Below are 25,234 nucleotides of genomic sequence, written 5' to 3'. Positions count from 1 at the left end.
ACAGAGCGCGTGTTACCGAGGAGAAAACGGCCTACCCGGCCAGTACCTTCTGGATGCGCTGCAGCGACACGGTCTCGGCCGTGCCGAGGTGCTGGGCGAAGAGGCCGACTCGAAGCTCTTCGAGCATCCATCGGGCGTGCACCAGCTTGGGAGCGGCGTGCGGCGGCAGTGGGATGCTGCCGCCGGCATCCGTGAATCGTGAGGTCGCGGTCTGCACCTCTGTCATCCACACCCGGTCCCTGCCCGCGTTGTCGGGCAGGCGCTGGATGCGCCAGGCAAGCGCCTGCAGGTACCTCGGGAGATGGCGCAGCTGGGTCAGGCCGGTGCGGGAGACGAAGCCGGGGAAGACGAGACCGGCAAGCTGCGTGCTGGCATCCGTCAGCGCTCCGAGGAGAGCCATCGAAGAGGTGGCCGAGAGTGCCTTCTCGACTGCTCGTGCCTCGGAGAGCATGCGCGCGACCAGCGAGACCGCCTCGAACAGGGCATCGAGAACGCTCGCCGACACCCGGTCGCGCACCGTCTCGAACTGGGTGCGGGTGAAGACGAGGCCTTCCGGCACGGTCTCGAGCAGCACGGAGTCGACGACCGCGGCGAGACAGTCGTCGAACAGCGCCTTGGTCGATGGATAGGGGCTGGCGGCGAGCGCGAGCTTCTCGGCCGAGGTCAGGTGCTCCTGAACGTAGGCGGTCGGCGAGGGGATGCCGTTCATCACCAGCCTCCGCACGCCGTCCGGGAGTGACCGCTCCTGCTCCTGAACGGTGCCGACGACCCGGATCGCGACGCCGTCCTTCTCGGGAACGAGCGTCGGGTAGCCGCGGATCACGCTGCGCGGCATGCCCGTACCGCGCCCGCCCTGTTCGGTGTCGACGAAGCGAGGCAGCTCGTCGAAGTCCCACGCGGTGAGGCCCGTGCGTTCGATCGGGTCCCTTCGCCGCTCGGATGCCTTGGCCACCGACTCCCGCACCCTGGGCGCGAGTGCGCGCTGCAGCTCGACCAGGTCCTTTCCCGAGGCGACCACCCGGCCGCGCTCGTCCACCACGCGAAACGTCATGCGCAGGTGGGCTGGCACCCGCTCGACGTCGAAGTCGTTGGGGTCGACGGGCGTGCCGGTGAGGCGGCGGATGGTCCTTGCGACCACGGCCGTGAACGGTTCCGCCTCGGCTGCTGCCGCTTGGCCGCCCGGTCCCGCCGGGTGGGGCAGTTCGGCGGCGATCCGCTCAGCCCAATCGGCGGCCGGTACAACGGATCGTCGGAGCGCCTTCGGCAGCGTGCGGATGAGCGCCGTGATGAGCTCCGTGCGCAGCCCGGGCACCTGGGCATCGAACCCGCTGGGGCCAAGCCGCGGCAGCAGCGCGAGCGGAACCTGCACCGTGACGCCGTCGTCCTCCGAACCCGGCTCGAAGCGGTAGCTCAACGCGAGGCGTTGGTCGCCCTGCTGCCAGATCGGCGGGAAGGCATCCTCGTCGATCACCGCCTCTTCGACGTCGTCTACGAGGTCCTCGCGGCGCATCGTGAGCAGGCCGCCATTTGTGCGGCGCTCCTGGCGCCACCACGACTCGAAGGACCGTGTGTCGGTGACGTCGGCCGGGATGCGGCGCTCGAAGAACGTCACCATCGCCTCGTCGTCGAGCAGGATGTCCCGCCGCCTCGTGCGCTCCTCGACCTTCTCGAGCTCCCCGCGGAGCTTGGCATTGGCACGTTGGAAGTCGAACGCGTGGTCGCGCGTGTCGCCAGGCCATTCGCCGCCGACGAGGGCATGCCTGATGAACAGTTCGCGGGCCAGTGGTGCGTCGATGCGACTGAGCTGAGCTCGCCGCCTCGGCACGATAGGCACGCCGAACAGCGTCACCTTCTCGAACACGACCGCCGAACCCTGGCGCTTCTCCCAGTGCGGCTCACTGTAGCTGCGGCGGACGAGGTCGCCGGCAAGCGGCTCAGCCCACTCCGGATCGATGGCGGCGTTCATGCGTGCGAACAGCCGGCTGGTCTCCACGAGTTCGGCGCTCATCACCGCCTGCGGCTGCTTCTTGGCAAGTGCCGAGCCGGGGAAGATGAGGAAGCGGGTGTTCCGCGCGCCGACGTAGTCCTTCTTCTGGGCGTCGCGAAGCCCGATGTGCGAGAGCAGTCCGGCGAGCAGTGACCTGTGGATGGCATCCCCGTCTGCCTTTGCATCGCTCGGCACGAGACCCAGCGGTTTAGCGGTGCGCCGAAGCTGTCGATAGAGGTCCTGCCACTCCCTGATGCGCAGGTAGTTGAGGTACTCCGCCTTGCACATGCGCCTGAAGGCGCTCGAGGAGACCTCGCTCTGCTTCTGCTCCAGGTGGTTCCAGAGATTCAGCAGCGTGAGGAAGTCGCTCGAGGCATCCGTGAACCTTGCGTGCTGCTGGTCGGCCTGGGCGCGCCGCTCCAGCGGCCGCTCGCGCGGGTCTTGGATGGTCAGCCCAGCGACGATCGCCATCACCTCGCGAACAACACCGTGTCTGCCGGACTCGACGAGCATCCTGCCGAAGCGGGGGTCGATGGGAAGGCGCGCGAGCGTGCGGCCGGTCTTGGTCAGCGCTATCGCCGGTTGAGTGGGCGGCGCGGCCGCCGTATCGAAACCTGCTTTGCCGCCGGTCGTGCGGTTTCGATACGCGGCGCCTTCGGCGTCGCTACTCAACCTGCGGTGGGGCCCGGTACCTTCGGCGTCGCTACTCGACCCGCGGTGGGTTACCGCGCCCAGCTCCGCGAGCAGATCGAGGCCGTCCTTCACGCCGCGGGAGTCGGGCGGGGTGAGGAACGGGAACGCCTCGATGTCGCCAAGGCCGAGCGAGATCATCTGCAGGATGACCGCGGCCAGGTTCGTGCGCAGTATCTCCGGTTCGGTGAACTCGGGCCGCCGCTCGAAGTCCTCCTGCGAGTACAGGCGGATGGCGATACCGTCGCTCGTGCGCCCGGAGCGTCCCGAGCGTTGCTTCGCGGATGCCTGCGAGATCGCCTCGATCGGCAGCCGCTGCACCTTCGCCCGCGTCGAGTACCGCGAGATGCGCGCTGTACCGGCGTCGATCACGTACCGGATGCCAGGCACCGTCAGGCTGGTCTCGGCCACGTTGGTGGACAGCACGATGCGCCGACGGATGCCTGCTGGCACCGGACCGAACACGCGGTGCTGGTCGGCCGCGGACAGCCGTCCGTACAGCGGAAGCACCTGGGTCGAGGCCGCTTCCCCTCGACGGGTGAGGTGGCCGCGCACGGCGTCTTCGGCATCCCTGATCTCGGTCTCGCCCGAAAGGAATACGAGCACGTCTCCCGCCCTCTCGCGGGCGAGTTCGTCGAGGGCGTCGGTGATGCCTACTAAATAGTCGCGGTCGACCGCACCCGACCCTCCCTGAGCAGAGCCCGTAGAGCGGGCCGAGCGCGCGCCGGAGGCATCCACGTCGTCGTCGCCCTCGTCGTCTGCGACGAGCGGACGGTACCTGACGTCGACAGGGTACGTGCGGCCCGACACCTCGATGACGGGTGCGGGGTGGCCCTCCGCGTCGGCGAAGTGCTTGGCGAAGCTCTCCGGGTCGATCGTCGCGCTCGTGACGATGACCCTCAGCTCGGGGCGACGTGGCAGAAGCTGTTTGAGGTATCCGAGCAGGAAGTCGATCGTCAGGCTGCGCTCGTGCGCCTCGTCGATGATGATCGTGTCGTACGCGGTCAGCTCGCGGTCACGGTGGATCTCGTTCAAGAGGATGCCGTCGGTCATCACCTTGATGCGCGTCGCCTTCGACACCTCGTCGGTGAACCGCACCTTGTAGCCGACGAGACCTCCGACCTCTTGCCCGAGCTCCTCCGCGACCCGTTCCGCGATGGCGCGAGCCGCGATGCGCCGCGGCTGCGTGTGCCCGATGGACTCCCTGCCCAGCTGCAGGCAGATCTTGGGCAGCTGGGTCGTCTTGCCCGAGCCCGTCTCGCCGGCCACGATGACGACCTGGTGTTCCTGGATGGCGCGCGCGATATCATCCCGACGCTCGCTGACCGGGAGCTCGGGCGGGAAGTGGATGGCAGGGATGCCGGCTGCTGGTTCGGTCGCGGTCGAGCCGGCGACGTGCGCGGAGGACATGAGCCCTCCATCTTACGATCGCCGCCCCTCGGAGTCCGGGCCGGCTATTGCGCCAGTTCTGCGCAATTGCGCCCGCAAGTGTGGCGCAAGCACGCCGAACTGGCGCAGACGCGAAGCGGGCGGCTTGGCCTCAGTCCTCGATCTTCGGATCCGGCAGCGCGATGTTGACGGTCGGGGTGGGGATCTCGTCGCCGGTCTCGAGCGGACGCCTGCTGAAGTACTTCTTGCCCTTCTTCCAGTACAGGGCCATGGGCACCAGGCCGAGCGCGATGGTGCCGATCCCGATGATGAGCACTAAGGGCTCCGCGCCGGGAATCGACACGAAGAAGATCCACACCATGAACAAGGCGCCGATTGCCGGCCACAGACCGATGAAGATGAAGTTCTTCACCGATTTGAAGATCTCCTTGCGGTAGGCCACGACGACCGCAATGCCGGCCAGCGCGTAGTAGAAGGCGATCTGGAAGCCGATGGAGCTGATGGCCGCGCTCATGATGCTGCCGACGCTGCCGAGGGCGTTCGATCCGAGGAACAGCACGAGCGAGACGCCCGTGACGACGATGGTGGCGAAGGCCGGGGTCTTCCACTTCTTGTGCGTGGTGCCGAACAGCTTCGGCAGGGTGTGGTCGCGGCCCATGGCGAACAGCGATCTGGTCACCTGGATGAGCGTGGTCTCGAGCGTCGCGATGGTGGAGAGCATGACGGCGATGATGAGGATCTTGCCCCCGATGCCTGGGATGATCGCCTGGCCGAGGTCGCCGATGAGATTGGAATTGGGATTCGCCGCGGTCTTCTCAGGCAGCATCACCTGTGTTGCGATGGTGAACGCCTCGAACAGCAGGAACACGATGACGACGCCGATGATGCCGCCTCTGCCGGAGGTCTTGCGACCGTTCTTCGTCTCCTCGTTCAGGTTCGAGCTGACATCCCAGCCCCAGTAGTAGAACGCAGCGATGAGAGCAGCGCCGACGAAGCCTTCCATGCCGCCGAAATGGTTGAAGCCGAACCAGTCCCACGAGAACGCTGCACCGTTGGTGTGCTGGCCGGACAGCGCCTTGACGATCGCGATCACCGCGAACACGGCGAGGATGGCGACCTCGATCGACGACATGATCCACTGCGCGAGCGCGGTGATGGTCACGCCGACGAGCACGCAGATGGCCATCACGAGGAACCATGCGGCTCCGACGAGAGTGACGAGCCACACGTCGCCCGCCGCCTTCTCGCTGAACAGCGACACGGTGTACTGACCGGCAGGCAGAGCGCCGGCGACCATGAAGATGGTCGCCGAGATCACGAGCGACCAACCGGAGAGGTAGCCCAGGATCGGATGCAGTGCCCGCCCGACCCAGGAGTACGACGCGCCCGCGTTGACGTCGCTGCGTCCCAGGTATGCGAACGCCCACGCGATGCCGAGCATCGGGATGCCGCACCACAGCAGTGCTGCCGGCGCGGCGAGTCCCGCCGCGCCGATGAGCAGCGCCGTCGTCGCGGCTATCGAGTAAGCGGGGGCACTGCCGGCGACCGCCATGACGACCGCGCCCGCCGAGCTGACCCCGTTCGCCTTCAGAGCGTGCTCGTGCTCCTGCCTGGGCTCGCTGTCGGCCGGCGGGGTCGAGTCCGCCCGGGTCTGTGCGCTGTTAGACATCGAGGCCGGTCCTTCGGGTAGGCGTTGCTCGCGGGCGTTCGGGCGAGGTTGACGTGAAAGTACCACCGCTGCGTTTCGATCACGAGACGTGATGGTCAGACCGTTACGCGTGAAGTGTTCGCGATTTCGGCTTCCGCCGGACGATTCGGCGCTCGGTCGCCGGCCGAGATCACGTCTCGCGACGCTGGCAGACTGGCACGCGTGAAACTGTGGCAGTCCCAGGCGGCCCGGACCGGGGCATCCGTTGCCGTGGCGACAGGGTTGTACGGAGTCTCGTTCGGCGCGCTCGGTGTGGCATCAGGCCTCGACTTCTGGCAGACGCAGACCCTGAGTCTGCTGTTGTTCTCTGGCGGATCGCAGTTCGCGTTCATCGGCGTCATCGCCGGAGGCGGCTCAGGCGGCGCTGCGCTCGGGTCGGCGGCGCTGCTCGGGATTCGCAACGCGGTATACGGCATGCAACTGAACGCCCTCATTCGGCCGAGGGGATGGCTGCGCATCGCAGCCGCGCACGTCACGATCGACGAGTCGATGGCCACGGCGAGCGCTCAGCGCGACCCGGCCGAGCAGAAGCGCGCTTTCTGGATCACGGGTATCGGCATATTCCTGCTGTGGAATGTCTTCACCGCGTTGGGTGCGGTGCTGGGCGATGCGATAGGCGACCCGAAGGCGTGGGGCCTCGACGGGGCCGCGGTTGCGGCATTCCTCGGGCTGCTGTGGCCGCGGCTGAAGGCGAGGGAACCGGTCGCCATCGCGGTGGCGTGCGCCGCGGTCACCGTCGTGGTGATTCCGTTCGTACCGCCAGGCGTGCCGGTTCTCGTCGCTGCCGTCGTCGCCGCGGTATGGGGACTCCTCGGTGTGGGAGCCTCCGACGAAGGCCTGGAGCCGGACGTGGAGCCGCGACGCCGGGCCGTCGGCGATCTGAACGGCGATGCCGCCGCCGAGGACGAGGGGCGGATGCCGTGACCACCTGGCTCTACATCCTGGCAGCCGGCGTCGTCGCCTTCCTGACCAAGCTCGTCGGCTACCTCGTGCCCGCCAGAGTGCTCAAGAACAAGCGCATGACGCGCGTCGCCGGCACGCTCACCATCGGTCTGCTCGCGTCGCTCACCGTGATCAACACGCTCGCTTCGGGACAGCATCTCGCGCTCGACTCCCGCCTCGGATCTCTCTCGGCGGCGTTCATCGCGCTCCTGCTGCGGGCACCGTTCCTCGTCGTCGTCATCGCCGGGGCGGTCGCCGCAGCGCTGCTGCGGTTGGCCGGCCTGCCCTGATTCGCGTCGGGATGCACCAAGCACCGGTGCGGAGAGTAGGTTTCTAGCCATCCCGATCGGGTGCCGTGTCAACGACGACAAGGAGCAGCCATGACAGACGACGACGTACTGGGCGCGGGCGGTTCGGCCGCGTCAGGCGGGACGGAACGGCCAACCGGGTTCGCGACGGTATCCGTCGCCGCGATCCTTTCCGAGGCTGCACGGAAGAACCCGGAGCGCACGGCCGTCATCTTCGGCGACCAGGAGATCAGCTACGCCGAGCTCTGGTGGGAGACCAGGCACTATGCAGGCGCCCTGCGCGCCAGAGGCGTCGGACACGGAACCCCTGTCGCCGTGCTCATTCCCAACGTGCCCGACTTTCCGCGGGTCTACTTCGCGATCCTCGCCCTCGGCGGGGTTGTCGTGCCTGTGCACGCCCTGCTCAAAGCAGACGAGATCGAGTTCGTGCTGCGCGATTCGGGCTCTGTCGTGCTCGTCTGCGCAGCGCCGTTGCTCGGCGAAGGCGCGAAAGCGGCCGGGCAGGCGGGCATCGACCTGCTCACGGTGCTCGTGCCTGACGAGGCGCAGCCGGGCCTGCCGTTTCCTCGTCTGGAGGATGAGGCATCCGTCGCCGAACCGGTGGACGGCTACCTGCCGATGGATCCCTTCGATACGGCCACCATCCTGTATACGAGCGGCACGACGGGCAGGCCGAAGGGCGCAGAAGGATGTCACTTCGCGATTGTCGAGCAGACCAGCTCGCTGCTCACCGACGCGTTCGAGCTCAGGGCCGACGACCGCATCCTCGGATGCCTGCCGCTTTTCCACACGTTCGGCCAGGTGTGCGTGATGAACGTGGGCTTCAGGGCGGGCGCGACGGTCGTGCTCGTGCCCAAGTTCGACGGAGCCGGTGCCCTCGAACTGCTGAACAAGCACGCCTGCACGATCATGACGGGCGTGCCGACCATGTACATCGCACTGCTCGAGGCGGCGAAGGCGAACGAGGAACGTCCCCCGCTCAGATACGGCCTCTCTGGCGGTTCGGCACTGCCGCTTGCGGTGATCGAGCGGTTCCGCGAGGTGTACGGGGTGAGCATCCACGAGGGCTACGGCCTCACCGAGACCTCGCCGGTCGCCACGTTCAATGTGGTGGGCAAGCCGGCCCGCGCCGGCACAGTGGGCGAGCCGCTCTGGGGCGTCGAGGTGGAGATCGCGCACCCGGAGATCGACGACAGGATCGAACTGCTGCCTCGAGGCGAGCTGGGTGAGATCGTGGTGCGGGGTCACAACCTCATGAAGGGGTACCTGCACCTGCCCGAAGCAACGGCGCAGGCCGTGATCGATGGCTGGTTCCGCACGGGCGACCTCGGTACGAAGAGCGACGACGACTACATCACGATCGTCGACCGCAAGAAGGACATGATCGTGCGCAACGGATACAACGTGTACCCGCGTGAGGTGGAAGAGGTGCTCGCCGCCCACCCTGCCGTGTCGATGGTGGCGGTCTTCGGTGTCTCGCATGAAAGCCACGGCCAGGAGATCATGGCCGCCGTCACCCTGATGCCTGGCGCCACTGCAACCCAGGAGGAGCTCATCGAGCACGCCAAGAGCCGGGTTGCGCCGTACAAGTTCCCGCGGCGTGTCGAGATCGTCGAGTCGCTGCCGCTCGGCCCGAGCGGCAAGGTGCTCAAGCGCGAACTCGTGCGCATCTATGAAGAGGCCGCCGTCTCGGCGGCTGGGTGAGTGGCCGGAGGGTTTCGATACGGCGACTTCGTCGCCTACTCAACCGGGGGCGGTTGGGTCGAGTTCGTGCCTGCTCGACTGGTGGTGGTTGGGTCGAGTTCGCCTACTCCACGGCGGCGGTCGGCTCAACCCGGGGGCGGGTGCTGCACGGTTTCGCTAGCGTTGAAATCATGAGCGATACGAGCATCCCCACCGTCGAACTGAACAACGGCACTGCGATTCCGCAACTCGGATTCGGTGTCTTCCGCGTCGACCCCGAGCGCACGGCCGGGATAGCAGGGAACGCGCTCGAGGTCGGATATCGGCACATCGACACTGCCGCCGGGTACCACAACGAGGCGGGCGTCGGAGAAGCAGTGCGGGCATCCGGAATCGACAGGGGCGACCTGTGGATCACGACGAAGCTCGCCAACGGCGACCAGGAGCATCCCGACGACGCATTCCAGGCCAGCCTCGACGCGCTCGGCCTCGATTACGTCGACCTCTACCTCATCCACTGGCCCCTGCACGACAAGGGCATCTATCCGCAGGTGTGGAAGTCGCTGACGGCGATCGCAGAGTCCGGACGCGCCAGGTCGATCGGAGTCTCGAACTTCCAGATCGAGCACCTCGAGCGCGTCATCGCCGAGACCGGAATCACTCCTGCCGTCAACCAGGTCGAGCTGCACGTCGAGTTCCAGCAGCGCGAGCTGCGCAGCTTCCATGCGGAGCACGGCATCGCGACCGAGGCGTGGTACCCGCTCGGCGGGGGTTCGCTGAGCGACGCTCCTGCGCTCAGGCAGATCGCCGATGCTCACGGAAAGACGGTCGCGCAGGTCATCCTGCGCTGGCACATGCAGGTCGGCAACATTGCCATCCCCAAGTCGAACCATCGCGAGCGCATGGCCGAGAATTTCGACATCTTCTCGTTCGAGCTCACGTGGGACGACATGCAGGCGATCGTGGCGCTCGATAAAGGCGAAGAGGGGCGAAAGGGCACACATCCGCTGAACATGCGCGCATAGGCTCTGTGCATGGAGCTGATGGCGCAGGGCCGCGCCGCCGATGTGTTCGATTTGGGGGAGGGCCGCGTGCTGCGGCGCTACCGCGAGGGCGGCGACGTGGCGATCGAGGCACGCCTCATGCTGCATCTCGAGGAGCACGGCTACCCGGTTCCGCACGTGTTCGACGCAGACGGCGCCGACTTGGTGCTGGAGCGCATCGACGGGGGAACGCTTTTCGAGGAACTGGTGCACGAGCCCGGGCAGTACCCCAGGTACGGTCGCCTGCTCGGCGAGCTGCACGAGCGGCTGCATCGGTTGTCTGCTCCAGGTTGGCTGCCGGGCGACGGACCGACGGTCATCCATCGCGACCTGCATCCGCAGAACGTGATCCTCAGCGAACGGGGTCCGGTCGTGATCGACTGGACGAACGCGTGCGCTGGACTGGCCAGCGTGGATGCCGCGATCACGGTCATCCTGACGCTCGGCTCCGATCTCGGCATAGAGCCGGCCGTGGCCGAACACGTCGAGCCGTTCCGCGGGCTCTTCGTCGACGCATTCCTCGAGACATGCGACGCGGATCCGCGCGACGGACTCGAGGAGGCCGTCGCGTATCGGTTGGCGACGACGCACAACACGCCGGACGAGGTGCGCTGGTTGCGTGAGGCCGCTCCGCGTTGCCTCGACCGGTTCTACCTCGAGCCGCGCGAGCCGCAGCGCTGAACCCCCGGGTACTGAACGCCCGGTACTGACCCCCCTGGTGGGTCTGACAGTTCTGAACCGCAGTCCGGTGGTTTCCTTGCTGCGGGACGCCCGGCCGGCTACTCGTCGTTCGGGTTGTCACCCGACCGCGACGGCACCAGCCCGAGAACGAACAGCAGGCACAGCAGCACGAAGATGGCCACACCAAGGAGCAGGTCGCTCGGCTTGGACGGCAGCAGGTGGCCGTCGATCGAGAGCACCATGGTGGTCTCGACGACGCCGAAGAGCACGTAGAAGAAGGCGAGTCCGGCGATCACCCAGCCCGGGCGGCTCCCACGTCGATGCAACGCCGTGCGCCGAAACTCGACGGTGAAGGCGAGCAACAGGATCGGCAGGATGTTCGACATCGCCGCCGCAGTCTGTCCGTCAACGAGCGTGACCATCACGCAGCGACTCTAATCCCGTGCGTGCCGCACGACCTAGGCTGACGAGATGCCGAATCGTCTGTCGGACGCCGTAAGCCCCTACCTACGAGCACATGCCGAAAACCCGGTGGACTGGCATCCGTGGAGCGAGGATGCCTTCGCGGAGGCGCGGGAGCGCGACGTTCCGGTCTTCGTCTCGATCGGTTACGCCACATGCCACTGGTGCCACGTGATGGCCAGGGAGAGCTTCAGCGACCCGCAGCTCGCCGCGAGGCTGAATGCGGAGTTCGTTCCCGTCAAGGTCGACAGGGAGGAGCACCCAGACGTCGATGCGGCATACCTGGCGGCGGCAAGCGCCTTCACGCGCAACCTCGGGTGGCCGCTCAGCGTTTTCGCGACCCCCGACGGTCGCGCCTTCTTCGCGGGCACGTACTTTCCGCCGGACCCACGAGGCGGAATCCCGTCGTTCGGGCAGATCCTCGACGCCGTGACGGATGCCTGGACCACGCGGCGAGCAGACGTCGCCGACACAGCGAAACGGGTGGCTGCCGCGGTGAGCGAGCTCGGCAGAAGCGGCGTGACCGCAGCGACTCTCCCGAACCCCGAGCAGATCGCTGCCGCTGCCGGAAGCCTTGGATCGGCCGAAGATCCTGAGTACGGCGGATTCGGAACGCCGCCGCAGTTCGCGGGGCCTAAGTTCCCCGCTGTGCCCGCGCTTGCGTTCCTCCTTGCGAGCGGTTCGCCCGTCGGTGAACACGCCGCGATGCACACCTTGGACCGCATGGCCGACTCCGCGCTGCGCGACCGCGTGGACGGCGGCTTCTTCAGGTACGGCACAAGGAGGGACTGGAGCGACCCGCACTACGAACGGATGCTGTACGACAACGCCGGACTGCTGCGACTGTACGCAGACGCGGTGTCGCTCGCGCCTGCAGACTCTGAGTCGCAGGCGGCCGCCGGGGGAGCACGCCGGCACGCCGAGGTCGCCGGCGGCATCGGCTCGTTTCTGCTCGGCACCATGAGGGTCGAGGGCGGCTTCGCGTCCGCGCAGGACTCCGAGAGCGAGGTCGATGGTGTGCGGAGGGAAGGCGCGTACTACCTGCTCGACGCGGATGGCAGGAGCAGGCAGCCTCGTCCGTCGCTCGACGAGAAGGTGCTGACTGCGTGGAATGGTCTCGCCATCGGAGCGCTCGCCCATGCCGGCTCGTTGCTCGAGCTGCCGGAGTGGGTGGCCGAGGCGTCAGCGGTAGCGAGCGGCCTGCTCGAGGCACACGTTTCAGACGGCGGGCGGATGCTCACGCGAGCCTCCCTCGCCGGCCGGCCGTCGCCTGCCGCGCCTGCCCTTGAGGACTACGGCCTCTTCGCCCGCGGCCTGCTGGACGTGTTCCTCGCCACGGGAGAACCACGCTTCGCGCTCGCGGCTCGTGAGCTGGTGGACGCGACGATGGCGCCGGCCGAGCACGCGGAGGACGAGGAGGCGCGTGGCGGGACCAGAGGCCCGTTCGCGGTGCCTGGGGGCGGTGATCCCGTGCTCGCCGCACACGGGATCGTCGCCGACGCCGATCCTTCGGAGGGCGCCTACCCCGGCGGTCTCTCGTCGCTCGCGGACTCGGCACGCGTGCTGTTCGCGCTCACCGACGACACCAGGTACGACCGAGCGGCGCGGGCCGCCGTCTCATCGGTCGCCGACCTCGCGCTGCGCTCGCCGATAGCGTTCGGCGGAATGCTGCAGACCGCCGTGGCGCTCGGCGTCGAGCTGCAGCAGCTCGTCGTCATCGTGCCGGGGAAGCAGGCATCCGTGGGGGCGATGGAGCGTGTGCGCCATGCGACCGCGGCGCGAGTTCAGAGTCTCGGACCGGGTGCGGTGGGGGTCGCGATAACGCAGGGCGCGGCATCCGAGCTCGCAGCGGCCGGATTCGGGCTGTTCGAGGGCCGGACGGCGCAGAACGAGGAACCGACCGAGTACCTGTGCCACGCCTTCACGTGCGAACTGCCCCGGCCGTTCACCCTCTGACCGAACGTTCGCCGTTCGACCGGAAGCACGCAGGCTAGGCCGCGTTCAGCCTGCCGAGCATGCCCCAAACCGCTCGCGTCAATTCCGGATGGTCGAGGGCGACTCGCCGCAGGAGCTGATACTCGAAATGCTCGCGTTCGTGTCTGGGCGAAGACGGATGGTAGGCGCGCGCTCGTGCCTCACCAAGGTCGTGCGCCTCGATCGTCTCTTCGCGAAGTGTGAGCACAACCTGCTCGTCGACGGTGGGCAGATCGGGCAGGAAATCCCAGGGATCGTCGCCCAGCCGGCAGCGGAATTCGATCACCGCGGCCAGCTCGTCGCGGGCTTCCTGCCGCAGTAGTTCGAGGCTCATCGGAGGCCTGTCACGTGGAGTCATCCCGACCTCCCCTCGACCGCCGGCGTTGCCGCCGCATCGTCCACGTCTGTGATCGACAAGGGTACGACGACGGCTTGGCCGGTGCGAATCAGCACGCCATGTAGCGTTCACGATGCGCCACGGCCAGCAGCCTTCCGCCCAGCTCGCTGGAGCCCGCGCTTGCCAGGCCCACGGCCGGCGCATCCCGGCCGCCCATACAATCGACGAGCGAGAGGAGACGGATGCAGACCTTCGAGGACGTGACGGGCCCTTCAGTGAGCGGCGAGCCCGAACCGGTCATCGTTTCCGTCCCGGAGAGGATGCGGCGCTTCGATCGTGAAGACGTCGTACTGCGCAACAACGAGTACGCGCTGCGGAACACGTTCCTCACCCCGCGCGAGAGCATGGTCGAGGATCTTCTCGCCGTGCGCGACGCCCTCGATGCTGCAGGCGTCAGGTACCTCCTGATCAGAAGCGACGACGAGCGACCCGTGCTCGCGATCGCCCGCTCGGACCGCAAAGCGGTCGACGCCGCGCTTGCGTCGGCCTTCGCGAACGAGCCGTTCTACGCCAAGCCGCTGGAGAAGGGCGCGCGGCGTCAGGCGCTGCTGGCTGACGGCGTGCTCGGCGACAAGCACAACGGATCGGTCTTCCGCATCTACCGCCCGAGGATCGAGCCGATCGGGCGCCTGAGGTACGGGCCGGGGACGGCGTTCCAGCTCGAGCTCTGGCGCATCGGCGACAACGAGATCGTGGCGCCGCGTCCCAATGCGCTCACCAGGGAGCGCCTGCCGCTCGCGGAGGCCATCGACGACGAGGTCGAGCTCTACGGCCGCACCTGGCCCACGCTGCAGAACATGTTCGCGCCGCTCGTGAACGCCGTCGACTTCGAGATCGACATGGTCTTCTCCTGGGTCGACGGATCGAGCGAGGAGTATCAGCGAGCGCGCGCCGAGCGCATGAAGGCTTACGTGGTGGGCGAGGGCGACGACTCGCCCGCCAGATATCGGCAGATCGATGAGCTCAAGTACGCGCTGCGCAGTGTTCACCTGTTCGCGCCGTGGGTGCGGCACATCTTCATCGCGACCGATTCCCCACGCCCGGAGTGGCTCGCGCAGCATCCGCGCGTCTCGATCGTGCGCAGCGAGGAGTTCTTCGCCGACACTTCGGTGCTGCCGACGCACAACTCGCAGGCCGTCGAGAGCCAGCTGCATCGCATCCCGGGCCTGGCCGAGCACTTCCTGTACTCGAACGACGACATGTTCTTCGGCAGGGCGGTCTCGCCTGCCCTCTTCTTCTCGCCGGGTGGCGTGACGAAGTTCGTGCAGGCATCCACTCGCATCGGCCTCGGCGAGAACGCCGCATGGCGCAGTGGATTCGAGAATGCGGCGCGCGTCAACCGAAGGCTGCTGCGCGAACGCTTCGGCAAGATCATCACCAGGCATCTGGAGCACTGCGCGGCACCGTTCCGAAAGAGCGTCTCGTTCGAGCTCGAACAGGAGTTCGCCGAGGAGTTCGCCCGCACCGCGGGCAGCCGGTTCCGTTCGGCCTCTGACATCTCGGTGACGAACTCGCTCTACCACTACTACGCATTGCTGAAGGGCCACGCCGTCGAGCAGACCCAGGCAAGGGTGCAGTACATCGAGACCACGCTGGCCAGGGCGGAGGGGCAGATGGCGCGGCTGCTCAAGCGCCGAGATCAGGACATGTTCTGCCTGAACGACGGGAGCACACCGGAGGTCTCGGACGAGCAGCGCACGACAATCGTGCGGGACTTCCTGCAGCGCTATTTCCCGATTCCCGCGCCCTGGGAGAAGTAAGCGGCGCGTTCGGCTCAGCGTGGGCCGGTGAGGCGGAGTGCTACGCCATCACCGGAATCGGCATGGTGAGTGGCGGCTCCGGTCGCACCGGGCCGTTGATGCGATCGGGGATCAGGATGCCCGCCTCGCGCAGCCGCCTGGCGCTCTCCTGCGCATCCACATAGTCGAGCGCTTCGTAGTGCCCGGCGGGGACCACCGAGTGCAGCACTGTGCCCGGGTAGACGTGCACGAGGTTGAACGCCTGTGCGCCGTCGCGTCCACGGGTCCCGCCGACGGGAACGCTGAGGTCCTGCGTGTAGCACGTGGCGCTGGCCACCGAGACGGGGATGCCTGCGAACGTCGCGGTGGACGAGTAGTGCAGGTGCCCGCCGAGGATGCTGCGCACATCCGTACCCTCGAGCACCTCCGCGAGTGCGCCCTGGTTCCGTAGCTCCACGCTCACGGCGAGGTCGAGAACGCTCGGCACGGGTGGGTGGTGCATCGCAAGGATGGTGCCGTGCGGAGCCGGGATCGACAGTTCCTCGGCGAGCCAGTCGAGCTGGTCGTCGGTCAGCTCGCCGTGGTGGGCGCCAGGGACGGTCGTGTCGATGGTGACCACGCGCAGTCCGCCGATGTCGTAGACGCGGTCGACGGGCCGCGTGGTGGCCACCTCGCCGAACAGCTCGGAGCGGAAGGACGCCCTGTCGTCGTGATTGCCCATCACCCAGATGACCTGGGCCCCGAGGGATGCCGCGACGGGCTCGACGAGTTCGCGGAGCCTGCCGTAGGCATCCGGCTCGCCCTTGTCCGCAAGATCGCCCGTGAAGACGATGGCCTCTGGCCGTGCCCCCGAGGCGGAGAGTTCGTCGAGAACCCGCGCCAAGTGCTCGGCAGAGTCCAGCCGATTGTAGAGCCGGCCTCCCCCCGCGAGGAGATGCGTGTCGCTGATGTGCACCAGAAAATGGTCGGGCCGTGGGTACTCGGCTGTGCGCAAGGTCACGTGATCATTCGACCACCGCAAACTGGCTGGAACGTGAATGCGACGGGAATGTCGCGTGACAGATCTCTCATTCCCGCCAAGTCTCCGCTGCATAACGATTGGCCCAGTGCGGGCCGGGACCTCGCCGTCAGGTTCCTTCCCGGCTCCTCGGGCCCGGCAGAATGGGAGACGTCCCTGACCCGCCTCCCCATCGAGAAAGGCCGCCATGCCCGCCGTTCTCGACTGGTTGACCACGCACCTCGCGACCTTCGGTTCCGAGGCAGTGACGATCGACGGACTTCTGGGGGCCCTGTTCTTCCTCGTCGCCGAGCTGGCCGTGGCTCGGAGCCTGCGCTGGGCGTGGCCGGCATGCGCCGTGCTGTGCGCGGGCTTCGCCGTGCTCGCTGTTGCGGAGGCGAGGTACGCCGACGCCGGCATCCGGCTCGTTCTCGCCGGCCTCTGTGCATACGGATGGCGGGTCAGGCGAAGCGGTCGGGTTCCTGGGGTGCGCCGGCCGACATCGCGCGAGGCGGCATACGGCGTCGTGCTGCTCGCGATCGCCAGCGTGGTGGCAGCTTTCGCCCTCACGGCGCAGGTGTCCGCCCAGAGTGCGCCGGCCAATGCGGCGAGCACCGTCGCATCCTGGGGTGCGGCCGTCGTCGTGGCCGGGCTTTTCGTCCAGGTGGCGGCGCTCGCGCGCGGGATCGTCGTGGGCTGGTGGGCCGCGCTGGGAACCGCGCTCGTAGGGCTGGCGCTTCAGCTGGCTGCCGGTTCGTGGCCGACGGCGGCGCTCGCATTCGCAAGCGGCATCGTCGCCGTCTACGGCTTGTCGCGCTGGCGGCGCGAGACGGTCGCATCCGCCGAGGACGTGGTCGCCCCTGCTCGGCGAGCGGTTGACGAAGACGTGGCTGCATAGCGGACCACCCCGGGTGCTCGGCCGAGGGCGCGAATCGATTCGAAGCCCGACTTGACCTGGAGCGCACTCCGGGTCTCACCATTGTCGTATGACGACGATGACACCCTCTCAAGCGGCGGCCAATCTCGGCATCCCGGCAGAGACGCTCAGGTACTGGGAGCGCGCCGACATTCTCTCGCCAGTCGCACGGGATGCCAGCGGCAGGCGCGTCTACACCGACGATGACGTCGAGTCGATCGACGTCATCAAGTGCCTGAGGCAGACGGCCATGCCGATCCGCACCGTCCGTGAGTTCGTCGAGCTCGCAAGGCAGGGGACAGGCACCGAACGCGCCCGCCTGGAGATGCTCCGGGCCCATCGCGAGCGTGTGCTCGACGACATCCGTCGCAGGCAGGAAGCGCTCGCGCACATCGAGCACAAGATCGAGTACTACGAGGAGATCACCAGATGAGCAGTGTTCCCACCAGGCGGCTCGGCCGCTCCGGTCTCCAGATCAGCGCGCTGGGGCTCGGCACCTGGCCGCTGGGCGGCGATATGGCTAAAGGCGACCAGAAGCTCGGCTATGCGGGCGTCGATGAGCGAGAGACCGTCGAAGCGTTGGAACGCGGCCTCGAGGCCGGCGTCACGCTCATCGACACGGCCGACGCGTACGGCGCCGGCCACGCCGAGCGCGCGGTGAAGCCGCTGCTCGCCGCGCATCCGGAGGTCATGATCGCGACCAAGTTCGGCAATGTGATCGACGAGTCGAGCAGGCAGCTGACGGGTGTGGATGTCTCGCCCGCGTACGTTCGCTCGGCCGCGGAGGCATCCCTCTCCCGGCTCGGACGCGACCGCATCGACCTCTACCAGCTGCACACTCCCGACATCTCGAAGGCACAGGCAGATGACCTGCTCGAGACGCTCGAAGCACTAGTGACCGACGGCAAGGTCGCGTGGTACGGAGTGAGCACGGACGACCCGGAACTGGCCCGCCCCTTCGTCGCGGGCGAGCACTGCACGGCCATGCAGATCGAGCTCAACGTGCTCGATGACAACGCCACCATGCTCGAGCTGTGCGAGAGCGCCGACCTCGGTGTTCTGTGCCGCTCGCCGCTGGCCATGGGGCTGCTGAGCGGCAAATACACGGCCGAGAGGCCCGTTGCAGGAGCCGACGACGTGCGCACGCATCAGCCCGAGTGGATGAAGTGGTTCGTCAAGGGAACGCCGAGCTCCGAGTACCTCGCGGCGCTCGACTCGGTGCGCGCGGAACTCACCTCAGACGGCCGGTCCTTGGTTCAGGGAGCGCTCGCCTGGATCTGGGCGCGCTCCGACCGCGCAGTGCCCATTCCCGGCTTCCGCAACGCGGCCCAGGTCGACGACCTGGTGCGCGCGCTCGAGCAGGGGCCGCTGGCGTCCGAGCAGTTCGAGCGCGTCGAGCGCGCGCTGCGTGGTCGCGACGCCGCCTGACGTCGTTCCCGCCGTCCTTCGTTCCCGTCCCGTCGCGACGCGACCGCGGGCATCCATCAGATCTGAATCGATACAAGGAGAACAATGCAGTACCGCACACTCGGCCGCAGCGGAACGGCCGTCACAGACCTCGCGCTCGGCACCATGACCTTCGGCCACGAAGCGAGCGAGGAGGCGTCCCACGCCATCCTCGACGCCTACGTGTCGGCAGGAGGCAACTTCATCGACACCGCGGATGTCTACACCACGGGCGTCTCAGAAGAGATCATCGGCAGGTGGCTGGCCGGGCACCCCACCGAGGCGGAACAGCTCGTCATCGCCACGAAGGGCCGCTTCCCCATGGGCGAGGGCGCGAACGACCTCGGCCTGTCGCGACGACACCTGTCCAGGGCTCTCGACGCATCGTTGAGGCGGCTGGGTGTCGAGACCATCGACCTGTACCAGATGCACGCGTGGGATGCCGTTACGCCGATCGAGGAGACCCTGCGCTTCCTGAACGACGCCGTGGCCGCAGGCAAGATCCTCTACTACGGCTTCTCCAACTTCACCGGATGGCAGCTCACCAAAGCGGTGCACGTGGCGAGGGCACACGGCTGGGTCGAGCCCGTCACGCTGCAGCCGCAGTACAACCTCATCGTGCGGGGCATCGAGCACGAGATCGTCCCCGCCTCCCTCGATGCCGGGATCGGGCTGCTGCCGTGGTCGCCGCTGGCCGGGGGATGGCTGAGCGGAAAGTACCGGCGCGACGTTGCCCCCACGGGCGCAACGCGGCTCGGCGAGAACCCGCAGCGGGGCATGGAGGCGTGGCAGGCGCGCAACGACGACCCGCGCACCTGGCGCATCCTCGACATCGTGCAGGAGATCGCCGACGTGCACGAGGCATCCCTCTCGCAGGTGTCCCTCGCCTGGCTGCTCGCGCAGCCGGCGGTGACCAGCGTCATCCTCGGCGCGCGCACCGTCGAGCAGCTGGACGACAACCTCGGAGCGAGCGACCTGGAGCTGACGGATGCCCAGCTCAGCGCACTCGCAGAGGCGAGCACCCCGCGGGTCGAGGACTACCCGTACGGCGTTCCGGGCGAGCAGCAGCGGCACCGCCGCATCGAGGGCGGGCGCTAGGCCGTCGGCACCGTCGGTGGTCCGCGCTAGCGTTGCCGCATGTTCCTGCTGAGCGGTCGCGCATCCGACGCGGCCACCGTGGTGCTGAGCCCCAGCGACCTCAGCACTGCATCGACGTGCGAGTTCGACTTTCTGCGCAGACTCGACGGCAAGCTGGGCTGGGGTCCCGTCGTGGAACGGCCGCTGGATGCCATGCTGGAGCGCACCTCGCGGCTGGGTGACGAGCACGAGCACCGCGTGCTCGACCGCTACCTGGAGCGTTTCGGCGAGGCCGTCGCGCTCTTCGACCGGCCAGAGCGACCGGACGCCGAGGGTCTCACGGCCGCTGCACGTGCGACCGCCCGCGCCTTCCTGGCCGGCGCACCCGTCGTGTACCAGGGCGTCTTCTTCGATCCCGTCGACGACGGCGAAGGCACGCCGATCGCGTTCGTCGGCTATGCGGACTTCATCGTGCGCGAGCCGGATGGCAGATACACGGTCGAAGACACCAAGCTCGCACGCCGTGCCAAGGTGACAGCACTGCTCCAGGTCGCCGCCTATGCGCAGCAGCTGCAGCGCATCGGCGTCGAGCCTTCGGACGAGGTGCGACTGCTGCTCGGGGACGGGAGTGTCAGCACGCACCGGCTCGCCGACATCCTGCCCGTTTACGGCAAGCGCATCGCGAGGCTGCGCGCGATAGTGCGTGAGCATCTCGGCGACGGGCGCGCCGTGGAGTGGGGCGACGAGCGGTTCGCCGCGTGCGGCAGGTGCGACACGTGTGCGGGCGAGGTGGAGGCGCACCGAGACGTGTTGTTGGTCGCCGGGGTGCGCGTGACGCAACGTCCACGGTTCGTGGCCGCGGGCATCCGCACGATCGACGACCTCGCGGCGCTGCCGGAGGGCTTCGAGGTCGAGCGTGTGGCACCCGCCACCGTCACCTCGTTGCGGCAGCAGGCTCAGCTTCAGCTGGCCGCTGTCGCGGGCGACCCGCCGCCCGTGGTCGTGTACAACGCGCCGGCGCTCGCTGCGCTACCAGAGCCCGACCCCGGCGACATCTTCTTCGACTTCGAGGGCGACCCGCTCTACACCGAGGGTGCCGATCTGCAGTGGGGCCTCGACTACCTGTTCGGCGTGCTGCAGACCGACGGCGCGTTCCACCCGTTCTGGGCTCACACGTTCGCCGAGGAGCGCGAGGCGCTGATCGCATTCCTGAGCGACGTCGAGCGGCGCAGGGCGGAGCATCCGCGCATGCACATCTACCACTACGCGTCGTACGAACGCACCCACCTGCTGCAGCTGGCCGCGCGGCACGGTGTCGGCGAAGACGCGGTAGACGGCCTGCTGCGCGACAACGTGCTGGTCGACCTCTACCCGCTCGTGCGCAAGGCGGTGCGTGTCGGGTCGCGTTCGTACTCCATCAAGAAGCTCGAGCCGCTGTACATGGGCGACGAACTGCGCTCCGGAGAGGTGCAGGACGCCGGCACCTCCATCGAGGAGTACGCGACGGCGCGCTCGCTCATGCTGGCAGGCGATGTGCAGGAGGGGCAGCGGAGGCTCGACGAGATCGCGGCATACAACCGCTACGACTGCCTCTCGACGCTTCGGCTCCGCGACTGGCTCCTCGCGCGTGCGACGGATGCCGGCGTCCCTGTGGGCCTGCCGGCGCCCGACCACGACCGGGTGGTGGAGCTCGAGCCGTCGACGCTGCGCGACGACCTGCTCGCCCTGGCTGGAGAGCCGTCGGTTCCACATGGATCGGGCGCAGACGCCACGCGCGCCCGCACCGACGACGAGACGGCTGCGGCGTTCGCGGCGGCCACGCTCGACTACCACCGGCGGGAACAGAAGAGCTTCTGGTGGGCGCATTTCGCGCGACTGGTCGACCCCGTCGAGGCGTGGGGCAACACACGCGACGTTTTCCTGGTTGAGCGCGCCGAGGTGGAGCGCGACTGGCACCGCGACGAGGGCCAGCGCACGCACCACAGGATGCTTCGGCTGACCGGGCAGTTCGGCCCGGGCAGCACCACGAAGGCGGGAGCCGGGGCTTACCTGCTCTACGAATTCCCTGGCCCGTTCTCCGCGACGAGCGGCGACCCGGGTGCGCGCAGCGCGAAGAGCGTGACTCTGGCAGAGGTGGGCGATGACTGGGTGCGCGTCGACGAGACGCGTCAAGAAGACACCCCCGCGTACAGCCAGCTGCCCAGCGCTGTGACGCCCGGACCACCGCCGCGGCCGGGCACGCAGGTGACGGCGATCGAATCGTGGTGCAGTTCCATCGTCGACGCACAGCCAGGGTGGCCGCGCGATCCCGTGACCGATCTGCTGCGTCGTATGCCGCCGCGCGCGCTGGGAACTCCCGTCGCGGAGCGCGCCGCGCTGGCTTCGGATGCGAACCGCATCGCCGAGGTGACGAGCGCGGTCGCCGATCTCGACGACTCGTACCTCGCCGTCCAGGGACCTCCAGGAACGGGCAAGACCTACCTCGGAGCCCACGTGATCGCCTCACTCGTGCGCGACCACGCGTGGAAGATCGGCGTGGTGGCGCAGTCGCACGCCGTGGTCGAGAACCTGCTCGCCTCGGTCGTGACCACCGCCGGCCTCGATGGGGCGCTCGTGGGCAAGGTCGCCCAAAGCGGCGCCGCGGCCGACGCCCGCTGCCCGTTCACGGTGCTGCCGAAGGACGGGCACCTGCCCTTTGCGCAGACTCATCTCGACAGCGGGTTCGTCATCGGCGGCACCGCTTGGGACTTCAGCAATCCGGCACGAGTGCCGTCACGCAGCCTGGATCTGCTCGTCATCGATGAGGCTGGGCAGTTCTCTCTGGCGTCCACGGCGGCATCGGCGGTCGCGGCACGCAATCTGCTGATGCTCGGCGACCCCCAGCAGCTCCCTCAGGTGAGCCAGGGACTGCATCCCGAGCCCGTCGACCAGTCAGCCCTCGGCTGGATCAGCGACGGACACGACGTGCTGCCCGCAGAGCTCGGCTTCTTCCTTCCCCAGACGAGGCGCCTGCATCCGGCGCTCGTCTCACCCGTCTCACGGCTCTCCTACGAGGGCCGGCTGCGCGCTCATCCCGACGCCTCTCAGCGTAACTTGGAGGGCGTCGAGCCGGGCCTGCACCCGCTGCCCGTCGAGCACGCCGGAGACTCCACAGAATCACCGGCGGAGGCCGAACTGGTCGTTCGACTCGTGGGGGACATCCTGGGCCGAACCTGGAACGACGAGCACGGCTCTCGGCAGCTCGAGCATGACGACATCATCGTCGTGACCCCGTACAACGCCCAGCAGGCGCTCGTGCACGAGGCGCTCAAGCGTGCAGGGCACGGCGAGGTGCGGGTCGGAACGGTGGACAAGTTCCAGGGCAGGGAGGCCGTCGTCGCGATCGTCTCGCTCGCCGCGTCATCGGCAGAATATGCACCACGCGGGCCGGGCTTCCTCATCATGAAGAACCGGCTCAACGTCGCGGTGTCGCGTGCGAAGTGGGCCGCCTACCTGATCTATTCGCCGCTGCTCACCGAGTACCTGCCGCATCGGCCAGAGGGCGTGGCCGAACTCAGCGCGTTCATCACGCTCGTCGAGGGACACTGAGACCTTCGACGGCCGCATCGCAGCAGCGGGACTAACGCTGCTGTGCCGACCGCTCTTGCGCTGCACGGCGGGCCGACCGGCGCTTGCCGATAGCAGCGCCGATCATGATGGCGCCGATGGCGGCGACGACGAAACCGGTGGCCTGCATCCAACCGATTCCGCTGGTGGGCAGTCCGGTCGTCACGGCGACGGCGATCTGATAGCCGAAGCCTGCTGCGATGCCGAGCACGACGAGGATGACGCCGATCGTCAGAAGCGATTTCACGGCTGCCAGCCTACGAGGTGGAGCGCTGCGTCAGGCCGCAGCAGCGGGCAACGCCGACTCGATCGCGTCGATCACCTCTGGTGCGTCCGGCTCGGTACGGGGGCGGAAGCGACGCACCTCACCGTCGGGCGAGACGAGGAACTTCTCGAAGTTCCACTGCACGCGCCCGGCCTTGCCCGACTCGTCCGGCGTCTTCTTGAGCTCCTTGTACAGCGGATGCGCCGACTTGCCGTTGATCTTCACGCGCTCGAACATCGGGAACGTCACGCCCCACGTCGTCGAGCAGTACTCCTTGATGGCATCCTCGCTCCCGAGCTCCTGCAGGAACTGGTTGCTCGGGAAACCGAGCACCGTCAGCCCGCGGTCGCCGTAGGTCTTCTGCAGCTCCTCGAGCTTCTCGTACTGAGGAGCCAGGCCGCACCGCGAGGCGACGTTGACGATGAGGATCGCCTTCCCGTCGAACGCTCGCAGCGACGTGCTCTCGCCGTCGATGGTGGTGAGTGGGATGTCCCATACGGACTCGGAGGCGGTGGTCATGGGGTGAGCGTATGGCGTGTGCCCGGCGGTCGCACGGCCCGCGGACGGACGCACAGCGAACGCATGGCAACATAAACGCATGGCATCCGGCTTCATCGATGAATTGGCGGCGTTCGTTCAGGCATCGCCCTCCTCGTACCACGCGGCGGCCGAGGTGGCTCGCCGCCTGCAGGGGGCCGGATTCGTGGCGGTGGACGAGAGGGATGCCTGGCCCGCGCCCGCCAACGGCGTCGCTCAGCGCGGCCTCATCGTGCGCGACGGGGCTGTCGTCGCCTGGGCGGTGCCCGCGCACGCCGGCCCGACCACGCCGTTCCGCATCGTCGGAGCGCACACCGACTCGCCCGGATTCAAGCTGAAGCCCAAGCCCACGACGGGTGGCGCAGGGTGGCTGCAGGCCGGCGTCGAGATCTACGGCGGCCCGCTGCTGAACTCATGGCTCGACCGCGAACTGGAGCTCGCAGGCCGCGTCGTCGCTGCCGACGGCACCCAGCACCTGGTGCGCTCGGGTGCGTTGCTGCGCATCCCGCAGCTCGCGGTGCACCTCGACAGGGGTGTCAACACCGAGGGACTCGTGCTCGACAAGCAGCGCAACACCCAGCCCGTGTGGGGCGTGGGCGACGCGCAGGCCCACGATCTGCTCGCGGAGGTCGTTTCGGGGAGCGGCGTGCGAGCATCCGAGATCGCCGGCTACGACCTCGTCACGGTCGACACGCAGCCGCCGCGCACATTCGGGCTCGACGACACCCTGTTCGCGTCGCCGCGGCTCGACAACCTCAGCTCCGTGTTCGCCGGCCTGCACGCGCTTCTGGGCGCGGCGGCCGACAGCGAACAACCGGCGACTCGCCACATCACGGTTCTCGCGGCGTTCGACCACGAAGAACTCGGTTCCGAGTCGCGCTCCGGTGCGAGCGGCCCGATTCTCGACGATGTGCTCTCTCGCATCTCGGGCTCGCTCGGGGCAGGCGATGACGAGCGGCGTCGTGCGTACGCCGCGTCGTGGTGCGTGTCGGCAGACGCAGGGCATGCCGTTCATCCGAACTATCAGGAGAAGCACGACCCGGTGAACCGCCCGACCGCCGGCGGCGGTCCGCTGCTGAAGATCAACGCGAACCAGAGGTACGCAACAGACGCTCACGGGGCCGCCTTGTGGGCTCGGCTCTGCGCCGTCGCCGGGGTTCCGTACCAGGAGTTCGTGTCGAGCAACTCGGTGCCGTGCGGCTCGACCATCGGGCCGCTCACGGCGACGCGTCTCGGCATCCGCACGGTCGATGTCGGCGTTCCGCTGCTGTCGATGCACTCGGCCCGCGAACTCTGCCACGTCGACGACCCGCGATGGCTGTCGGAGGCGCTCCGGGCGTTCTTCGCGGGCGCCTAGCCTCGCCCAGGGGATGGCGCACCTGTCCTC

20 protein-coding genes are annotated in these 25,234 nt (G+C 68.1%); 13 read left to right on the top strand and 7 right to left on the bottom strand.

Features of this window, described 5'->3' with window-relative positions; all coding sequences use genetic code 11:
- Positions 1–31 precede the first annotated feature (31 nt).
- Together hrpA and ACO2Q7_RS05430 are read right to left on the bottom strand one after the other, a co-directional pair.
- Complete coding sequence (gene hrpA / locus ACO2Q7_RS05435) at positions 32–4,087, bottom strand: ATP-dependent RNA helicase HrpA (RefSeq protein ID WP_423354597.1); 4,056 nt, start codon at positions 4,085–4,087, stop codon at positions 32–34.
- Between the two features lie 130 nt (positions 4,088–4,217).
- Positions 4,218–5,735 carry an APC family permease gene (locus ACO2Q7_RS05430; RefSeq protein WP_423354596.1) on the bottom strand — a complete coding sequence of 506 codons (1,518 nt, stop codon included), beginning with the start codon at positions 5,733–5,735 and terminating at the stop codon, positions 4,218–4,220.
- 201 nt (positions 5,736–5,936) lie between these two features.
- On the opposite strand from ACO2Q7_RS05430, the gene ACO2Q7_RS05425 reads away from it, so the two are divergent.
- The 5 genes from ACO2Q7_RS05425 (at position 5,937) to ACO2Q7_RS05405 (ending at position 10,431) form a co-directional block, all read left to right on the top strand.
- On the top strand, positions 5,937–6,698 hold the full coding sequence (locus ACO2Q7_RS05425; protein ID WP_423354595.1) for an AzlC family ABC transporter permease: 762 nt from the start codon (positions 5,937–5,939) through the stop codon (positions 6,696–6,698).
- Complete coding sequence (locus ACO2Q7_RS05420; RefSeq protein WP_423354594.1) at positions 6,695–7,006, top strand: AzlD domain-containing protein; 312 nt, start codon at positions 6,695–6,697, stop codon at positions 7,004–7,006. Before ACO2Q7_RS05425 ends, ACO2Q7_RS05420 begins: the two co-directional genes overlap by 4 nt.
- Before the next feature lie 90 nt (positions 7,007–7,096).
- The gene (locus tag ACO2Q7_RS05415) at positions 7,097–8,728 is read left to right on the top strand and encodes a long-chain-fatty-acid--CoA ligase (RefSeq protein ID WP_423354593.1); all 1,632 of its coding nucleotides are present in this window, start codon (positions 7,097–7,099) and stop codon (positions 8,726–8,728) included.
- 170 nt (positions 8,729–8,898) lie between these two features.
- Positions 8,899–9,732, top strand: coding sequence for an aldo/keto reductase (locus ACO2Q7_RS05410; protein ID WP_423354592.1), 834 nt, complete (start codon positions 8,899–8,901; stop codon positions 9,730–9,732).
- Positions 9,733–9,741: 9 nt separating this feature from the next.
- Complete coding sequence (locus ACO2Q7_RS05405; protein ID WP_423354591.1) at positions 9,742–10,431, top strand: phosphotransferase; 690 nt, start codon at positions 9,742–9,744, stop codon at positions 10,429–10,431.
- Between the two features lie 98 nt (positions 10,432–10,529).
- Here the strand turns inward: ACO2Q7_RS05405 and ACO2Q7_RS05400 are convergent, their stop codons facing one another.
- Positions 10,530–10,853 carry a hypothetical protein gene (locus ACO2Q7_RS05400; RefSeq protein WP_423355972.1) on the bottom strand — a complete coding sequence of 108 codons (324 nt, stop codon included), beginning with the start codon at positions 10,851–10,853 and terminating at the stop codon, positions 10,530–10,532.
- 49 nt (positions 10,854–10,902) lie between these two features.
- On the opposite strand from ACO2Q7_RS05400, the gene ACO2Q7_RS05395 reads away from it, so the two are divergent.
- A complete protein-coding gene (locus ACO2Q7_RS05395) occupies positions 10,903–12,849 on the top strand; it encodes a thioredoxin domain-containing protein (protein ID WP_423354590.1) in 1,947 nt (648 codons plus the stop codon).
- Positions 12,850–12,883: 34 nt separating this feature from the next.
- Here the strand turns inward: ACO2Q7_RS05395 and ACO2Q7_RS05390 are convergent, their stop codons facing one another.
- The gene (locus tag ACO2Q7_RS05390; RefSeq protein ID WP_423354589.1) at positions 12,884–13,225 is read right to left on the bottom strand and encodes a hypothetical protein; all 342 of its coding nucleotides are present in this window, start codon (positions 13,223–13,225) and stop codon (positions 12,884–12,886) included.
- Positions 13,226–13,446: 221 nt separating this feature from the next.
- Between ACO2Q7_RS05390 and ACO2Q7_RS05385 the strand changes: the two genes are divergently transcribed.
- Positions 13,447–15,024 carry a stealth family protein gene (locus ACO2Q7_RS05385; RefSeq protein ID WP_423354588.1) on the top strand — a complete coding sequence of 526 codons (1,578 nt, stop codon included), beginning with the start codon at positions 13,447–13,449 and terminating at the stop codon, positions 15,022–15,024.
- Between the two features lie 40 nt (positions 15,025–15,064).
- Here the strand turns inward: ACO2Q7_RS05385 and ACO2Q7_RS05380 are convergent, their stop codons facing one another.
- Positions 15,065–16,003, bottom strand: coding sequence for a phosphodiesterase (locus ACO2Q7_RS05380; RefSeq protein WP_423354587.1), 939 nt, complete (start codon positions 16,001–16,003; stop codon positions 15,065–15,067).
- A 205-nt stretch (positions 16,004–16,208) separates the two neighbouring features.
- Here ACO2Q7_RS05380 and ACO2Q7_RS05375 point away from each other — a divergent pair, with 205 nt between their 5' ends.
- The 5 genes from ACO2Q7_RS05375 (at position 16,209) to ACO2Q7_RS05355 (ending at position 23,027) form a co-directional block, all read left to right on the top strand.
- Positions 16,209–16,898 carry a nicotinamide mononucleotide transporter family protein gene (locus tag ACO2Q7_RS05375; protein WP_423354586.1) on the top strand — a complete coding sequence of 230 codons (690 nt, stop codon included), beginning with the start codon at positions 16,209–16,211 and terminating at the stop codon, positions 16,896–16,898.
- Between the two features lie 88 nt (positions 16,899–16,986).
- Entirely contained in the window at positions 16,987–17,349 is a 363-nt protein-coding gene (locus tag ACO2Q7_RS05370; protein WP_423354585.1) for a MerR family transcriptional regulator, read from the top strand.
- Positions 17,346–18,344: an aldo/keto reductase gene (locus ACO2Q7_RS05365; protein WP_423354584.1), complete on the top strand. Its 999-nt coding sequence runs from the start codon at positions 17,346–17,348 to the stop codon at positions 18,342–18,344. The genes ACO2Q7_RS05370 and ACO2Q7_RS05365 overlap by 4 nt, the downstream gene beginning before the upstream one ends.
- Positions 18,345–18,428: 84 nt before the next feature.
- Positions 18,429–19,460 carry an aldo/keto reductase gene (locus ACO2Q7_RS05360; RefSeq protein ID WP_423354583.1) on the top strand — a complete coding sequence of 344 codons (1,032 nt, stop codon included), beginning with the start codon at positions 18,429–18,431 and terminating at the stop codon, positions 19,458–19,460.
- A 39-nt stretch (positions 19,461–19,499) separates the two neighbouring features.
- Positions 19,500–23,027 carry a TM0106 family RecB-like putative nuclease gene (locus tag ACO2Q7_RS05355; RefSeq protein WP_423354582.1) on the top strand — a complete coding sequence of 1,176 codons (3,528 nt, stop codon included), beginning with the start codon at positions 19,500–19,502 and terminating at the stop codon, positions 23,025–23,027.
- A 31-nt stretch (positions 23,028–23,058) separates the two neighbouring features.
- Here the strand turns inward: ACO2Q7_RS05355 and ACO2Q7_RS05350 are convergent, their stop codons facing one another.
- Positions 23,059–23,292 carry a hypothetical protein gene (locus tag ACO2Q7_RS05350; protein WP_423354581.1) on the bottom strand — a complete coding sequence of 78 codons (234 nt, stop codon included), beginning with the start codon at positions 23,290–23,292 and terminating at the stop codon, positions 23,059–23,061.
- 30 nt (positions 23,293–23,322) lie between these two features.
- Positions 23,323–23,829: a glutathione peroxidase gene (locus ACO2Q7_RS05345; RefSeq protein WP_423354580.1), complete on the bottom strand. Its 507-nt coding sequence runs from the start codon at positions 23,827–23,829 to the stop codon at positions 23,323–23,325.
- Between the two features lie 79 nt (positions 23,830–23,908).
- On the opposite strand from ACO2Q7_RS05345, the gene ACO2Q7_RS05340 reads away from it, so the two are divergent.
- Entirely contained in the window at positions 23,909–25,204 is a 1,296-nt protein-coding gene (locus ACO2Q7_RS05340; RefSeq protein ID WP_423354579.1) for a M18 family aminopeptidase, read from the top strand.
- The last annotated feature ends 30 nt before the right edge of the window (positions 25,205–25,234 follow it).

The sequence above is a fragment of the Rathayibacter sp. KR2-224 genome, assembly GCF_049446075.1.
Taxonomy (GTDB): Bacteria; Actinomycetota; Actinomycetes; order Actinomycetales; family Microbacteriaceae; genus Humibacter.
The sequence above is the reverse complement of the archived record's forward strand: the minus strand, read 5'-3'. Positions and strand labels throughout refer to the sequence as shown.

Excerpts from the sequence above, each read along its gene's own strand:
- hrpA (WP_423354597.1), bottom strand. The coding sequence starts at position 4,087 with ATGTCCTCCGCGCACGTCGCCGGCTCGACCGCGACCGAACCAGCAGCC.
- ACO2Q7_RS05430 (WP_423354596.1), bottom strand. The coding sequence starts at position 5,735 with ATGTCTAACAGCGCACAGACCCGGGCGGACTCGACCCCGCCGGCCGAC.
- ACO2Q7_RS05415 (WP_423354593.1), top strand. The coding sequence starts at position 7,097 with ATGACAGACGACGACGTACTGGGCGCGGGCGGTTCGGCCGCGTCAGGC.
- ACO2Q7_RS05410 (WP_423354592.1), top strand. The coding sequence starts at position 8,899 with ATGAGCGATACGAGCATCCCCACCGTCGAACTGAACAACGGCACTGCG.
- ACO2Q7_RS05405 (WP_423354591.1), top strand. The coding sequence starts at position 9,742 with ATGGAGCTGATGGCGCAGGGCCGCGCCGCCGATGTGTTCGATTTGGGG.
- ACO2Q7_RS05400 (WP_423355972.1), bottom strand. The coding sequence starts at position 10,853 with ATGGTCACGCTCGTTGACGGACAGACTGCGGCGGCGATGTCGAACATC.
- ACO2Q7_RS05395 (WP_423354590.1), top strand. The coding sequence starts at position 10,903 with ATGCCGAATCGTCTGTCGGACGCCGTAAGCCCCTACCTACGAGCACAT.
- ACO2Q7_RS05390 (WP_423354589.1), bottom strand. The coding sequence starts at position 13,225 with ATGACTCCACGTGACAGGCCTCCGATGAGCCTCGAACTACTGCGGCAG.
- ACO2Q7_RS05385 (WP_423354588.1), top strand. The coding sequence starts at position 13,447 with ATGCAGACCTTCGAGGACGTGACGGGCCCTTCAGTGAGCGGCGAGCCC.
- ACO2Q7_RS05375 (WP_423354586.1), top strand. The coding sequence starts at position 16,209 with ATGCCCGCCGTTCTCGACTGGTTGACCACGCACCTCGCGACCTTCGGT.
- ACO2Q7_RS05370 (WP_423354585.1), top strand. The coding sequence starts at position 16,987 with ATGACGACGATGACACCCTCTCAAGCGGCGGCCAATCTCGGCATCCCG.
- ACO2Q7_RS05365 (WP_423354584.1), top strand. The coding sequence starts at position 17,346 with ATGAGCAGTGTTCCCACCAGGCGGCTCGGCCGCTCCGGTCTCCAGATC.
- ACO2Q7_RS05360 (WP_423354583.1), top strand. The coding sequence starts at position 18,429 with ATGCAGTACCGCACACTCGGCCGCAGCGGAACGGCCGTCACAGACCTC.
- ACO2Q7_RS05355 (WP_423354582.1), top strand. The coding sequence starts at position 19,500 with ATGTTCCTGCTGAGCGGTCGCGCATCCGACGCGGCCACCGTGGTGCTG.
- ACO2Q7_RS05345 (WP_423354580.1), bottom strand. The coding sequence starts at position 23,829 with ATGACCACCGCCTCCGAGTCCGTATGGGACATCCCACTCACCACCATC.
- ACO2Q7_RS05340 (WP_423354579.1), top strand. The coding sequence starts at position 23,909 with ATGGCATCCGGCTTCATCGATGAATTGGCGGCGTTCGTTCAGGCATCG.